Here is a 14,208-nt window from a genome sequence, read left to right as displayed (position 1 = left end):
GCACAGAGGCACAAAGTGTTGTTTGTCCTTTTCGAACCCCCTGTGCCTCAGTGTCTCTGTGGTTTGGATTCCAGTCTTGTCACTCTGTGATCCCTGTGACTCTGTGGTTAGTCTTCCTTCTATGAGCGACGAGAATGCAAAGCCGCTGATCCTGGTCGACGGGTCGTCGTGGCTCTATAGGGCGTTTCACGCCCTGCCGCCGTTGTCGAACAGCGCCGGCGAGCCCACCGGGGCGATCTACGGCATGGCCAACATGCTGCGCAAGCTCCTGCGCGAGTACGAGCCCGAGCGCATCGCCGTGATCTTCGACGCCCGCGGCAAGACCTTCCGCCATGACCTGTTCGCGGACTACAAGGCCAACCGGCCGCCGGTGCCCGAGGAGCTGTCCGCCCAGTTCGCGGGCATCCGCGACATCGTCAAGGCGCTGGGGCTGCCGTTCGTGCAGATGGAGGGCGTGGAGGCCGACGATGTCATCGGCACCCTCGCGCGCCGCGCGAAGGAGCCGGTGCTGATCGTCACCGGCGACAAGGACATGGCCCAGCTCGTGGACGACCGCGTCGCGCTGCTGGACACCATGCAGGACAAGCGCACCGACGCCGCGCGGGTCCTGGAGAAGTTCGGCGTCGAGCCGGAACGCGTGCCCGACTACCTGGCCCTGGTCGGCGACAACAGCGACAACATCCCGGGCGTGTCCAAGGTCGGGCCCAAGACCGCCGCCAAGTGGCTGCAGGCCTACGGCGACCTGGAGGGCGTGATCGACCACGCCGACGAGATCGGCGGCAAGGTGGGCGAGTACCTGCGCGACACCCTGGATCAACTGCCGCTGTACAAGGACCTGGCCACCATCCGCTGCGGGCTGGAACTGGACCTGGGCCTGCCCGATCTCGACCGCGGCGAGGCGGATACCGAGGCCCTGCGCGAGCTTTACCGCCGCTTCGAGTTCCAGAACTGGCTGCGCGAGATCGACCGCGAGCAGGCCGACGCCCAGCGCGACAACGCCGACTACCGCGCCGTGCTCGACCGCGACGCCTTCGATGCCATGCTGGCGAAGCTGCGCGACGCCGGGCTGATCTGCGTGGACACCGAGACCGACAGCCTGGAGGCGATGCGCGCCAACCTCGTGGGGCTGTCGTTCGCGGTCGCGGCGGGCGAGGCCTGGTACGTGCCGGTGGCGCACGATTATCCCGGCGCGCCGGACCAGCTGCCGCGCGACGAGGTCCTGGACGCGCTGCGGCCGATCCTGGAGGACCCCGAGCGCCCCAAGGTCGGCCAGCACCTCAAGTACGACCTCAACGTACTGGCGCGCCACGGCATCGAGCTCAAGGGCTGCGACTACGACACCATGCTGGAGTCGTACGTGCTCAACAGCACCGCCTCGCGCCACGACATGGACTCGCTGGCCCTGCAGTACCTCGATCGCGGCACCATCAAGTTCGAGGACGTGGCGGGCAAGGGCGCCAAGCAGATCACCTTCAATCAGGTGGGCCTGGACGAGGCCGTGCCCTACGCCGCCGAGGACGCGGACATCACGCTGCAGCTCCACCACGTGCTGTATCCGCGGCTGGCGGCCGACGCGCCGCTCAAGGCCCTGTTCCACGACATCGAGATGCCGTTGATGCCGGTGCTGGCCGGGATGGAGCGCACCGGCGTGCGCATCGACACCGAGTTGCTCGGCCGCATCAGCCGCGAGCTGGGCGAGGGCATGGCCGAGCTGCAGAAATCCGCCTACGAGGAGGCCGGCGGGCCCTTCAACCTGGGCTCGCCCAACCAGCTCCAGGAGATCCTGTTCACCCGGCTGGAACTGCCGGTGCTGCGCAAGACCCCCAAGGGGGCGCCGTCCACCGCCGAGGACGTGCTCGCCGAGCTCGCCGACCGCCATCCCCTGCCGCGCCTGATACTGGAGTGGCGGGAGATGGCCAAGCTGCGTTCGACCTACGCCGACAAGCTGCCCGGCATGGTCAACCCGGACACGGGCCGTGTGCACACCTCCTACCAGCAGGCGGTGGCGGCGACCGGCCGCCTGTCCTCGTCCGATCCCAACCTCCAGAACATCCCCGTGCGCACCGCCGCCGGGCGCCGCATCCGCGAGGCCTTCGTCGCCCCGGAAGGCTGCCGGCTGCTGGCGGTGGACTACTCCCAGATCGAGCTGCGGATCATGGCGCACCTGTCCGGCGATCCCGGCCTGATCGACGCCTTCGCCGCCGGCCGCGACATCCATCGCGCGACCGCGGCCGAGGTCTTCGACACGCCGCTGGACGACGTCACGGCCGACCAGCGGCGCGCGGCCAAGGCCATCAACTTCGGTCTCATGTACGGCATGTCCGCCTTCGGCCTGGGCCGCCAGCTCGGCATCCCGCGGGAGGAGGCCGAAGCCTACATCGAGCGCTTCTTCGAGCGTTTCTCCGGGGTGCGGCGCTTCATGGACGATACCCGCCGGCTGGCCCACGAGCAGGGCTACGTCGAGACCCTGTTCGGGCGCCGGCTGTACCTGCCCGAAATCCAGTCCCGTAACTATCAGCGCCGCTCCTACGCCGAGCGCACCGCGATCAACGCCCCGCTGCAGGGCACCGCCGCGGACCTGATCAAGAAGGCAATGATCGAATTGGCCGGCTGGCTGCCGGAAAGCGCCCGCATGATCATGCAGGTCCACGACGAACTGATCTTCGAGGTGCCGGCGGCCGAGGCCGAGAGCCTGGCGGGCGACATCGCCGAGCGCATGTGCGGGGTCGCCAGTCTGGACGTGCCGCTGATCGCCGAGGCCGGCATCGGCGACAACTGGCAGGAGGCCCACTAGTATCCCGTCTCACAGGGTACCTTGCATTGCGCGCGGCCCTCGCCGCGCCTGGCGGCGTTGCCAAGCCTCGCCGCAGTCCCTGCTACGACTCGGCTTGGCGCCTTACCGGACACGCCGATGACTCGCGCTCATGCGACAAGAAACTCATGAGACGGGACACTAGCGCCGATTTTCATGCCCGCGAAAATTTTTTTCGCGGGCATGGAACTCCCCCCGGACACGCCTGTCATACCAAACGTAAGCGCTGCTTACCCGCTTTTCTCCCTGAGCGGTAACGACAATCCGGTTCCCCCAAGACCGGAAACGTGCCCCGGCGGTTCTCCCCCGACCGCCGGGGCTTTTCTTTGCGCGTCGCAGCGCAAGGACATGAAATCATAGGAAAAAATTTTTCGATTCGGGCGGGAACAAACGCCGGCGGCCACGGTCTGACATGACGCAAGCCAAGCGCTTGCCCGCTTGTTCTCCCTGAGCGGTAACCATCCGGTTCCCCCCAAGACCGGAAACGTTGCCCCGGCGGTTCTCCCCCGACCGCCGGGGCTTCTTTTTAAAGGGCCTGCTAACCCTTTCCCGCGTGCGCCGCACCGGCGGCCATTTTTTCGCAAGACAAGGCGTCGGGAGCGTGGCGTAGCGGGCATACGCGAGCGAGCGGCAACGCAGGATTGCGGGAAAATGGCCGCCGTCCCATCCGCACGAGGCGCGGAGCAGGGGTCCCGGCGCAAGCCGGGATGCGACCGCCGGCGGGCGGACGTTTGCCCCGGTACGGGCGGAGGTCGCCCCGCCGAGGGTCGCACCCCCCCGCTGCGCGGCGGGGCCCCGCTCCGCCTCTCGGGGCGAACGGGTTGCGCCCAAAATCGCGCCATCCGGCGTTGCGTGGCTTGGCCTTGGCACTCAGCCAAGGCACGGCGCCACGCGCCTTGTCTGGCACGATCTTGGACTGCAACGCGGCCCACGGGGGAAAGGGTTAGCAGGCCCTCTGCGCTCGGTATCTCGCCCGCCGGCGGTGCTCCCTCTTTCCGAAAGAGGGCTCATGTACCCGCACATACACTGCGCTTCCTGTGCTCCGGCGGCAGCCGACCTACCTTCGCTCGCTACGTTATACAGAGGCCTCTTTGGAATCTGATATGTAGTAGCGTCAGCGCGAGCGCTGACGCTCCAGCCGTTGCAGGGCGGACAGCAGCAGCAATTCCCGGAACAGGCCCTTGAGCGCGGGGTCCGCGCCGCCGCGCTCGCCGGCGCCCCAGGCCAGGCGGACACTGCCCGAATCCGCGTCGATGATGTGCAGGCGGGGGGTGCCGTCCTTTCCCAGCCAGGCCTCGATGTCGTAGCTCATGGTTGTCTCCTCTTGCCGGAACGACCATGGGCAAAGTTAATACGAATTATTCTTATTTACAATCGTTGTCTTCGAGCCAGGCCTCGATGCGCGCCCGCGCCTCGTCCAGGCCGATGCGATGGGTCGCGGAGAATAGTTGCACCCCGTGTTCCGGCAATGCCCGCGCCACGTCCCGGAGCGTGGCGGTGCGCGCTCCGTGCCCGAGCTTGTCGGCCTTGGTGAGCAGGACGTGGAACGGCAGCGAGCGCGCCGCGCCCCAATCGAGGAGCTGGCGGTCGAATGTCGTCAGGGGATGGCGGGCGTCCATGAGCAGCACCACGCCACGCAGGCCGGCCCGCCGCGCCAGGTAGCCCTCGACCAGCCCCTGCCAGGCGGCGCGGACCTTGGGCGGCACCCGGGCGAAGCCGTAGCCGGGCAGATCGACCAGGCGGCCGTCGCCCGCGGCGAAGAAGTTGATCGCCTGCGTGCGGCCCGGCGTCTTGCTGGTCCGGGCCAGCTTGCGCTGCCCGCAGAGCGTGTTGAGGGCGCTCGACTTGCCGGCGTTGGAGCGGCCGGCGAAAGCCACCTCCGGGCGGTCGTCCGGGGGGAAGGCGCCGGCGCGTGGCGCCGACGCGATGAATGTCGCGCCCGCGAGCGGGCGACCCGAGCGGGCCTGTTCGTCCTGCATGGCGCTGTCAGCCTGTTATACAATGAATGGGATTACGGCCCGCGCGACGGTGCGCCGGATCACCGGCCGCAAGCCGGTGGCGAATGGCCGACCCGATTACAGACCCTCGGAGTTTAACGCGACATGATTCAGCGCATGTTTGTTCTGCTCGGCCTGATGGCGGCCGCCGGTACCCTCGGCGCGGAGCCGCTGGTCGATGGCGATCCCGAGGCCGGCGCGGAGAAGGCCGCGGTGTGCGCCTCCTGCCACGGGCCCAACGGCAACAGCAGCAATCCCCAGTGGCCCAGTCTCGCCGGGCAGAACGCGCGCTACATCGTGCAACAACTGCAGCTCTTCAAGAGCGGCCAGCGCGACAACGCCATCATGATGGGCCAGGCCGCCGCGCTCAGCGAGCAGGACATGAAGGACCTGGCCGTGTACTTCGCGCGGCAGCAGCCCAAGCCCGGCGTGGCCGACGAGTCCCTGGTCGAGGCCGGCCAGAAGCTCTACTTCGGCGGCGACGCCGAGGACGAGGTGCCGGCCTGCGCGGGCTGCCACGGTCCGGCCGGGCAGGGTAACGCCGCCGCCGGTTATCCCAGCCTCTCGGGCCAGCACGCCGAGTACGTCGCGAGCCGGCTCAAGGCCTATCGCGACGGCGACGTGCCCGAGACGGCGCACGCGGCGATCATGACCGGGGTGGCCGAGGGCCTGAGCGACGCCGATATCGAGGCCGTGTCCAGCTTCGTGAACGGCCTGCGGCCGGCGTCCGGCGCGGAGACGGAATGATCGCCCGGCGCGGCCTGCTGCTCGCCCTGCTGGCGGCGGTCGCGGCGCCGGCGCTGGGCCAGGGGTCGTTTCCGGCCCGCTTCCTGCCCGGCGAGCACTACCGGGCCCTGGACGAGCGCGCACCCACCGCCGCGGGCGACAGCGTCGAGGTCGTGGAATTCTTCCTCTACTCGTGTCCGCATTGCCGTGCCTTCGAGCCGGCTTTCGAGGCCTGGGCCGCGGAGCCGCCGGCCGGTACCACGGTGCGCCGCGTGCCGGTCACCTTCGGCGGGCCCGGTCCGATCTACGCCCGGCTGTTCTATACCGCCGAGCGGCTGGGCGTGCTCGACGAGCTGCACGGCGAGGTCTTCGCCGCGATCCATGAAGACGGCCGCCGCCTGACGAATCGCGCGGCGATCCGGGCCTTCTTCGTCGAGCATGGCGTCGAGGGCGAGGCCTTCGATGCCGCCTTCGACAGCGACGAGGTGGCGGAACGGGTCGAGCGCGCCGACGCCCTCATGCGCGCCTACGGTGTCATGTCCGTGCCCAGCCTGGGCGTGAACGGCCGCTACTGGATCTCCGGACCCATGGCCGGCGGTCAGGAGCGCATGCTGGGCGTGGCCGAATACCTGATCGCGCAGGAGCGCACCGCGCGGTGATCCGCCGCCCGGGCCCCGCTGTCCTGGGCCTGATGCTGGCCGCGTCCGTGGCGGTCGCCGAGCCGGCACCGGAGGTCGCGGCCGGCTGCCGCGCGCTGGCGGGGGTTCTGGGCAGCGTGAGCATGGCCGACTGCCTGGAGGCCGGCCTGGAGCCCGCCGGCGGCCGTACCGTCCAGGGCCGGCCCATCCTGATGCGCGAATATCCGCCGCTGGCACCCCGCGAGCCGCAGGGACGCGTCCTGCTGCTGGGCGGTATCCACGGCGACGAGTACTCGTCGTTCTCGGTGATCTTCCGCTGGATGCGGACCCTCGATGTCCACCACTCGGGGTTGTTCCACTGGCGGGTCGTGCCGGGCCTGAACCTCGACGGGCTGAATGCCGGGCCGGCGGTGCGCACCAACGCCAACGGCATCGATCTCAACCGCAATTTCCCGACGCCCAACTGGCACGAGCACCAGCAGGAATACTGGGTGGAGCGCACGGGTCGCGATCCGCGGCGCTATCCGGGGGAGGCGCCGCTGTCGGAACCCGAGAGCCAGTGGCTGTTCTCGCAGATCGAGGCGTTCCGGCCGGACGCGATCGTCACGGTGCACGCGCCGCTGGGCGTGGTCGACTTCGACGGGCCCAAGACGCCGCCGCGCCGCCTGGGGTATCTCGACCTGCACCGGCTCGGGGCCTACCCCGGCTCGCTCGGCAACTTCGCCGGCCTCAACCGCGGGATTCCGGTGCTCACGCTGGAGCTGCCGCACGCGGGCATCATGCCCAGCCATGCCGAGAGTGCGGCGGTGTGGCGGGATCTGGTGGCCTGGCTGAGCCGGCACGTGCGCAATCCGCCCGACGAACGACCCTCGGGCGAGGAGCCGCCGCAGCGGATCGCCGCCGGCGAGGGTTACTCGACCCGGGATTCGTGCACGATCTGCCAGCCGGACGACGGGTCCTTGCGCCAGAACTGCTGCTTGCGCGACACCGCCTGGAAGTTGTTGCTGGAATAACGCTGCAGGAAGCTGATCAGGGCCAGGTCGTCCTCGCCCGGATAGCGGTAGATGCTCACGTCCTCCAGGCTGACGTCGATACGGGTCTTGTCGGCGTTGACCTCGCGCTTGTAGGCCGCGAACGCGTCCTTGTCCATGCCGGTGGCGGAGATGAAGTCATCGGCGTAGTAGGACAGGTAGGCGCCGGTGTCCAGGCTTTCCCAGCTCGAACGCCAGGCGTCGAGCCGCGCCATGAGCGTCCGGCGCCGCGCCTCGGCCTCGTCCGGGGTCAGCCATTCCAGCCGGTCGGAGAACACCACGGGCGTGCGGCCGGGGCGCAGGTAGCGGCGCAGCATCTGCAGGTCCTCGTTGGCCACCACCACGCAACCCTCGCTGGCGCGCGGCGCCCGGCTGTAGGTGTCGCGGGGGACGCCGTGCACCCAGATGCCGTAGCCGGTCCGCCCGCGGATCTGGTCCAGGCTGTTGGGGTAGTTCACGGGGAAGGCGCCGTCGCCGTAGAGCTCCGGCAGCTCGCTGTCGGGCTTGTACTCGGTGACGCGATAGACGCCCACCGGCGTGCGCAGGTCGCCCTCCTTCTCCTTGCCGACGCCGGCACGGCCGATGCTGGCGTAGAAATCGGCCACGAGCTCCAGCCGCTGACCGGTGTTGCGCCACAGATACAGGCGATGCCGGAGCAGGTCCACCACCACCACATGCTCGAACTGCGGCGCGAGCTGGAGCACGGCGTCGGGCACGGCGCCGGGGGGAGGCGACGACAGGCGGTGGGACCAGCGCGCCAGGGCCTCGTCGACCAGCTCCCGGCTGCGCTCGTTGTCACCGCGGGCCACCGCCACGTCCAGCGGCCGCCCCGCCCGCGCCAGTAGCAATTCCCCCTGGAGATAATGCGCGAGCCGGAAATCGGGTTCCTGGGAGATCAGTTGTTCCAGGTCGTCGAGGGCGGCATCGAACGCGCCCCGGCGCATGTCGGCCAGGGCCGCGATCAGGCGGTCCTCGGGGTTGGCGTGCAGGGCGTCGCTGCTCGCGCTCAGGCGCGGGCCGGCGAAGGCGGGTGCCGCCAGCAGCGACAGGATCGCGGCGGCCCGGCCGAGCGTGGTCGCGGCCCGTCGCGACCGGAAGGCGATGCTCGTCGCCACTATTCGGAGATCTCCCGCACGATGCGCCAGGCGTCGTCCTTGCGCTCCAGCACCAGCCGCTTGCGGACCCGGTCGCTGTAGGTTTCGGAGCTATAGGCCTGCTGGAACACGACCTCGGCGCGGCCGGGCTCCGGGAAGGTCACGCTCGGCTCGGAGATCTCGATCGCGATGTCGGCCGGTGAGCCCACGCGGTCCCGGCGCTGGGCGCGCCATTCGGCCAGCGTCAGCCCGTCGCCGGGGTAGAAGTTCTCGGCATAGGCGTCGAGATAGCCGGCCACGTCCTGCGCTTCCCAGGCCCGGGCCCAGGCGCGCACCGCGCGCATGACCTCGCCCGCGCGACCGCTGGTGGGACCCACGGGACCACCACCGGCGTCGGTGTCATCCGGTGCGGCGGGCGCCGGGGTCGCGGCATCGCCGCCGCCGGCCGGAGCCCCATCCTCTGAAGCCGGTTCCGAGGCGGGCTGTGGGGCGGGCTCCGGCTGCGCCGGCTCGGGTTGCGGTGGACGCGCCGGCTCCGGCGCCGGCTCGGGCGCCGGGACCGAGCGCATGCGGCCCTCGCCGTCCGAGGCGGCCAGCCGGGTGCCGTCGCCGCCGTCGTCCTGCTCGACACCCATCTCGCCCACGTATTCCAGTTCCACGCCCAGGTCGGCGCGGTCCTGTTCGTCCAGGGCCTTGCTGTAGGCGGCGGCGGCCAGGGCGGTATAGACGTCGCCCAGGTTCTTGTGGGCCGTGGCGTAGGCGGGATGGGTGGCCATTGCCGCCTCGAGCCAGCGCCGGGCCTTCTCGTAGTCGCCCTGCTGCGCGTAGAGCACGGCGAGGTTGTTGGCCGGCTCGGGGGCCTGTGGATAGGCGCGCGCGAGTTCGCCGAACGCCTCGATCGCCTCCTCGCGGCGACCGAGCTCGGCCAGGGCGAGACCGCGCTGGAAACGGACCCGGGTGGCGTCCGGATGATCCTCCAGGTACGCGGCGCTGGTCTCCGCGGCCTTGTCGTATTGCCCCCGCTCCAGCAGCGTCTGGATCGCGTCCGGGGATTGCGCCGCCGCGGGCGCGGCGACGGCGAGCGAGCAGGCCAGGGCCAACAGGGCGCGCTGGCTGCGGGTAAGCGGCGACCGGGTCACGTCCATCCCTTCCCTTGTAAGAAGTGGCTGCGGTGCGGGCGCCCCGGCGCGAACGTCACGCGATCCCGGGCGTACACCGCCGCGTCGTCGAAGCCCGGCCAGTATATAACACGCGGCACCGCTTCGTCCGGCGTCGGCGACCGCATGGTGCAGCGGCCGGTTACGGCCGGGGAACACGCGGAGAACGGCCTGAATCGCACGTCCGTGGACTGCATTTTCCTACAGGCCCGCTCTCGGGTCGTGCCGGGGAACCGGTCCCGCTTGCCCGCGCCTCGCGGCATATTGGCCTTTTCGGGCACAAATACGCACAATCTGCGCAACTCAAAACGGATATGCCGATGCTGGTACCGGTTCTTCTGGCCGGCGGATCGGGGACGCGCCTGTGGCCGCTGTCCCGCGAAGCCCGGCCCAAGCAGTTTCTCGCGGTCACCGACGGCGAAAGCCTGCTGCAGGGCGCGATCGAGAGGGCGACCCGGATCGAGGGCGTCGGCGATCCGCTGGTCGTCGGACGCGAGGCCCATCGCTTCATGATCGCGGAGCACATGCGCCGCGCCGGCGTCGACGGCCGGGTGATCCTGGAGCCCGCCGCCCGCAATACCGCCCCCGCCGTCGCCGTCGCCGCGCTCGAGGCCCTGGCGCGGGACGACGACGCCATGCTGCTGGTGCTGCCCTCGGATCACGTGATCGGCGATGCCGGTCGCTTCGCGACGGCCGTGGCCGCGGGCCGGGAAGCGGCGGCACAGGGACTGCTGGTGACTTTCGGCGTGGAGCCGACCCGGCCCGAGACCGGCTACGGCTACATCCGTGCCGGCGCGCCGGTGGCGGGGGACACCTGCCGGATCGAGGCATTCGTGGAGAAACCCGACGAGGCGACCGCTCGGAGCTATCTGGATGCGGGCGGCTATTATTGGAACAGCGGCATGTTCCTGTTCCCCGCCGGTGCCTACCTGGCGGCGCTGGCGACCCATGCCCCGGATATCCTGGAGGCGGCGCGGGCGGCCCACGAGGGGGCGACGCGCGACGCCGACTTCCTGCGCCTGGACGCCGAGGCGTTCGCCGCCTGCCGCTCGGAGTCGATCGACTACGCCGTGATGGAAAAGACCCGGGACGCCGCGGTCGTGCCGCTGAGCGCGACCTGGAGCGATCTCGGCAGTTGGTCCGCACTGGCCGAGGTCCTGCCGGCGGACGCCGACGGCAACGTCGCCCGCGGTGACGTGTTGCTCGAGGACACGCGCGACAGCGTGGTCTACAGCGACGGCCGCCTGATCGCCACGCTCGGGGTGCGCGATCAGGTGATCGTGGAGACCACCGATGCCGTGCTGGTCGCCGACCGCGGCCGCGAGCAGGAGATCAAGACCCTGGTCCGGCGCCTGGAGGCGGCCGGACGCAGCGAGGCCAGCGAGCACCGCAAGGTCTACCGGCCCTGGGGCAGCTACGAGTCCATCGCCAGCGGTGACCGTTTCCAGGTCAAGCGGATCATCGTCTCGCCCGGCGGTCGGCTGTCGCTGCAGATGCATCACCACCGCGCCGAGCACTGGGTGGTGGTGCAGGGTACGGCCAAGGTCACGCGCGGCGACGAGGAGATGCTGCTGACCGAGGACCAGTCGACCTACATCCCGCTGGGCACGACCCACCGGCTGGAAAATCCCGGCAACATCGACCTGATACTGATCGAGGTCCAGTCCGGCGGCTACCTGGGCGAGGACGACATCGTGCGTCTCGACGATGTCTACGGACGCGCCGACAAAGGATAACGACCGATGGGCAGCTATTATCCCTTCTTCAAGGCATACGACATCCGCGCGCGCGTTCCGGACGAGCTCGACGAGGACATGGCCTACCGCATCGGTCGTGCCTTCGCGGCCCAGCTCGACGCCCGCCGCGTCGTGGTCGGGCGCGACATGCGGCTGTCCAGCGAGGCCCTGGCGGATGCCCTCGCGAAAGGGTTGACCGAGGGCGGCTCGGACGTCCTGGACATCGGCCTGTGCGGCACCGAGGAGGTCTACTACGCCACCTTCAGCGAGGATGCCGACGGCGGGATCATGGTCACCGCCAGCCACAACCCCCGCGATTACAACGGCATGAAGTTCGTGCGCGAGGGGGCGCGCCCGATCTCCGCCGACTCGGGCCTGTTCGACATCGAAAAGATGGTCCACGACGGCAGCTACCCGGCGGCCGGCCGTACCGGCGAGCGCCGGTCGCTGGACCACCGCCCCGGCTACATCGACTTCCTGATGGCGCGGATCGAACCGGGGAAGATGAAGCCGCTCAAGATCGTCGCCAACCCCGGCAACGGCTGCGCCGGGCTGGTGATGGAAGAGCTGGAGAAGCGCCTGCCGTTCGAGGTGGTGCGGGTGAACTACGAGCCGGACGGCGAGCTGCCCAACGGCATCCCCAACCCGCTGCTGCCGGAGAACCGCGCCGCCACCGTCGACGCGGTGCGCGCCAGCGGTGCCGACCTGGGCCTGGCCTGGGACGGCGACTTCGACCGTTGCTTCCTGTTCGACGAGCGCGGCGAGTTCATCGAGGGCTATTACATCGTCGGCCTGATCGCGCGCATGCTGCTGGCCATGCACCCGGGCGCCAAGATCGTGCACGATCCGCGCCTGACCTGGAACACCATCGACATCGTCACCGAGGCCGGCGGCGTGCCCGTGCAGACCAAGGCCGGCCATTCCTTCATGAAGGAGCGCATGCGCGCCGAGGACGCGATCTACGGCGGCGAGATGAGTGCCCACCACTACTTCAAGGACTTCGCCTACTGCGACAACGGCCACCTGCCCTGGCTGGTGATCGCCCAACTCATGAGCGAGACCGGCAAGCCGCTGTCCGAGCTGGTCGAGGAGCGCGTGGCGAAGTACCCGGCCTCCGGCGAGATCAACCGCGAGATCGCCGACCCCGACGCCGCCCTCGCCGCGGTCGAGGCCCATTACGGCAAGGCGGCCGAATCGGTCGAGCACGTCGACGGCCTGTCCCTGGACTTCGGCGACTGGCGCTTCAACCTGCGCAAGTCCAACACCGAGCCCGTGGTCCGGCTCAATGTCGAATCCCGCGGCGACGCCGCCCTGATGCGGGCCAAGACCGACGAGCTGTTGGCCTTCCTGCAATCACGGGGCGGCTAACCGCCGCTCTTTCTCATCCCCTCTCCCCCTGGCCAGGGGGAGAGATTCTATGTCTCGGGTCAAGCGGCCTTGACCCGGCTGGCGTCGTAAGCTTGGTCGTTCTTGATCAGGCTGTAAGCGATCCGGACCAGACGTAGGCCGGAATAAAGGCCGCCAGGCCCGTTTCCGGCGAATCGCCAGGGGTGCCGGGAACACTTCGCTTATCCCGGCCTACGTCCTAGCGTCAGGCGGCGTACGGCTCGATCTCGGATTCGATACGCCCGCCGAGACGACGGCGCGCCTCCTCGAGTTCGTAGTCTTCCTGCAGCCCCAGCCAGAACTTGGCGCTGGTGCCGAAGTAGCGGCCCAGACGTAACGCGGTATCCGCCGTGATCGCCCGCTGGCCGTGGATGATCTCGTTGATGCGCCGCGGCGGCACGTGAATGTCCCGGGCCAGGCGGTTCTGGCTCAGTTCCATGGGCCGCAGGAACTCCTCCAGGAGCACCTCGCCCGGGTGGATGTTCGGCAGTCGTTCGCTCATGGCGGCCTGTCCCTCAGTGATAGTCCACGATCTCGACACCGTGGGCCACGCCGTTGTCCCAACGGAAACAGATGCGCCACTGGTCGTTGATCCGGATGCTGTATTGCCCTTTACGGCGGCCTTTCAGTGCCTCCAGCCGATTCGCCGGCGGAATCCGCAGGTCGTCCAGGTTCTGCGCATTGTGGAGCATGCGCAGCTTCCGCCGCGCGGCCGCCTGGATGTCCCGCGGCAGCTTGGTGGATACCCGACCGTCCCAGACCTTCCGTGTCTCCTTGCCGGCGAAATCCTTTATCATCGGCCAACCATAACGTGTCGCGTTATATAACGTCCAGCGTTATAGAGAATGGCGGGGTGTTGGCGGGACAATACCCGTCCCATGATCGATACGAGCATATGCGCGACCTGACCGCCACCAGCCTGCGAATCGAGAGCGGGCGCCTGTCCCTGCTAGACCAGACCCTGCTGCCCGGCGAGGAGCGCTGGCTGGCCTGCGACGACGTTGACACCCTGATCGAGCAGGTGCGTGCCCTGCGCGTGCGCGGCGCCCCCATGATCGCCATCGCCGCGGCCCTGCTGGTGGCCCGGCGGGCGGCCGCCGGCGATAGCCGGGCCGAGCTGGAAACGGCCGTCGAACGGCTGCGCGAGGCCCGTCCCACGGCGGTCAACCTGACCCATGCCATGGACCGGTTGCGGGCCTGCCTGGCCGGCGACGACTGGCGCGAGCGCACGATCGCCGAGGCCTACGCCGTGTTCGACGAGGACCGGGCCCTGTGCGATGCCATCGCCGACCACGGCGAGCCGCTGATCGCGGACGGCGACCGCATCCTCACCCACTGCAACACCGGCGGCCTCGCCACCGCCGGGGTGGGCACGGCCCTGGGCGTGATCCGCCGCGCCCACGAACGCGGCAAGCGGATCTCGGTCTGGGTCGGCGAGACCCGGCCGCTGCTGCAGGGCGGCCGGCTCACCGCCTGGGAACTGGGCCGCATCGGCGTCCCCTACCGCCTGATCACCGACAGCACCGTGGGCTCGCTGATGGCGGCGGGCGAGGTCGACAAGGTGATCGTTGGCGCCGATCGCATCGCCGCCAACGGCGACGTCGCCAACAAGGTCGGCACCTATAACATCG

13 protein-coding genes are annotated in these 14,208 nt (G+C 69.5%); 7 read left to right on the top strand and 6 right to left on the bottom strand.

Features of this window, described 5'->3' with window-relative positions; all coding sequences use genetic code 11:
* Positions 1 to 121: 121 nt before the first annotated feature.
* Entirely contained in the window at positions 122 to 2,794 is a 2,673-nt protein-coding gene (gene polA, locus PC39_RS15595; protein ID WP_353254339.1) for a DNA polymerase I, read from the top strand.
* Positions 2,795 to 3,926: 1,132 nt separating this feature from the next.
* Here the strand turns inward: polA and PC39_RS15590 are convergent.
* Together PC39_RS15590 and yihA are read right to left on the bottom strand one after the other, a co-directional pair.
* Positions 3,927 to 4,124: a hypothetical protein gene (locus PC39_RS15590; RefSeq protein WP_353254338.1), complete on the bottom strand. Its 198-nt coding sequence runs from the start codon at positions 4,122 to 4,124 to the stop codon at positions 3,927 to 3,929.
* Positions 4,125 to 4,176: 52 nt separating this feature from the next.
* Positions 4,177 to 4,791 (bottom strand): ribosome biogenesis GTP-binding protein YihA/YsxC, encoded by a 615-nt coding sequence (gene yihA / locus PC39_RS15585; protein WP_353254337.1) that lies wholly within the window; start codon positions 4,789 to 4,791, stop codon positions 4,177 to 4,179.
* A gap of 135 nt (positions 4,792 to 4,926) precedes the next feature.
* Here yihA and PC39_RS15580 point away from each other — a divergent pair, with 135 nt between their 5' ends.
* The 3 genes from PC39_RS15580 to PC39_RS15570 are packed head-to-tail and all read left to right on the top strand — an operon-like array spanning position 4,927 to position 7,186.
* On the top strand, positions 4,927 to 5,556 hold the full coding sequence (locus PC39_RS15580) for a c-type cytochrome (protein ID WP_353254336.1): 630 nt from the start codon (positions 4,927 to 4,929) through the stop codon (positions 5,554 to 5,556).
* On the top strand, positions 5,553 to 6,194 hold the full coding sequence (locus PC39_RS15575) for a thiol:disulfide interchange protein DsbA/DsbL (protein ID WP_353254335.1): 642 nt from the start codon (positions 5,553 to 5,555) through the stop codon (positions 6,192 to 6,194). The genes PC39_RS15580 and PC39_RS15575 overlap by 4 nt, the downstream gene beginning before the upstream one ends.
* On the top strand, positions 6,191 to 7,186 hold the full coding sequence (locus tag PC39_RS15570; RefSeq protein WP_353254334.1) for a M14 family murein peptide amidase A: 996 nt from the start codon (positions 6,191 to 6,193) through the stop codon (positions 7,184 to 7,186). Before PC39_RS15575 ends, PC39_RS15570 begins: the two co-directional genes overlap by 4 nt.
* Here the strand turns inward: PC39_RS15570 and PC39_RS15565 are convergent.
* Both PC39_RS15565 and PC39_RS15560 read right to left on the bottom strand, forming a co-directional pair.
* Positions 7,084 to 8,319 carry a L,D-transpeptidase Cds6 family protein gene (locus tag PC39_RS15565; RefSeq protein WP_353254333.1) on the bottom strand — a complete coding sequence of 412 codons (1,236 nt, stop codon included), beginning with the start codon at positions 8,317 to 8,319 and terminating at the stop codon, positions 7,084 to 7,086. The genes PC39_RS15570 and PC39_RS15565 overlap by 103 nt on opposite strands.
* Positions 8,319 to 9,443: a L,D-transpeptidase Cds6 family protein gene (locus PC39_RS15560; RefSeq protein WP_353254332.1), complete on the bottom strand. Its 1,125-nt coding sequence runs from the start codon at positions 9,441 to 9,443 to the stop codon at positions 8,319 to 8,321. Before PC39_RS15560 ends, PC39_RS15565 begins: the two co-directional genes overlap by 1 nt.
* A gap of 332 nt (positions 9,444 to 9,775) precedes the next feature.
* On the opposite strand from PC39_RS15560, the gene PC39_RS15555 reads away from it, so the two are divergent.
* Complete coding sequence (locus PC39_RS15555; protein ID WP_353254331.1) at positions 9,776 to 11,191, top strand: mannose-1-phosphate guanylyltransferase/mannose-6-phosphate isomerase; 1,416 nt, start codon at positions 9,776 to 9,778, stop codon at positions 11,189 to 11,191.
* A 6-nt stretch (positions 11,192 to 11,197) separates the two neighbouring features.
* Positions 11,198 to 12,559, top strand: coding sequence for a phosphohexomutase domain-containing protein (locus tag PC39_RS15550; protein WP_353254330.1), 1,362 nt, complete (start codon positions 11,198 to 11,200; stop codon positions 12,557 to 12,559).
* 223 nt (positions 12,560 to 12,782) lie between these two features.
* Here the strand turns inward: PC39_RS15550 and PC39_RS15545 are convergent, their stop codons facing one another.
* Entirely contained in the window at positions 12,783 to 13,079 is a 297-nt protein-coding gene (locus PC39_RS15545; RefSeq protein ID WP_353254329.1) for a HigA family addiction module antitoxin, read from the bottom strand.
* Between the two features lie 13 nt (positions 13,080 to 13,092).
* Positions 13,093 to 13,374 (bottom strand): type II toxin-antitoxin system RelE/ParE family toxin, encoded by a 282-nt coding sequence (locus PC39_RS15540; protein ID WP_353254328.1) that lies wholly within the window; start codon positions 13,372 to 13,374, stop codon positions 13,093 to 13,095.
* Positions 13,375 to 13,472: 98 nt separating this feature from the next.
* On the opposite strand from PC39_RS15540, the gene PC39_RS15535 reads away from it, so the two are divergent.
* Positions 13,473 to 14,208 (top strand): S-methyl-5-thioribose-1-phosphate isomerase (locus tag PC39_RS15535; protein ID WP_353254327.1); only part of this gene is annotated, 736 nt, incomplete at its 3' end.

Origin of the sequence: Salinisphaera sp. PC39 (genome assembly GCF_040361335.1) — a bacterium.
Classification (GTDB): Bacteria; Pseudomonadota; Gammaproteobacteria; order Nevskiales; family Salinisphaeraceae; genus APNM01.
The sequence above is the reverse complement of the archived record's forward strand: the minus strand, read 5'-3'. Positions and strand labels throughout refer to the sequence as shown.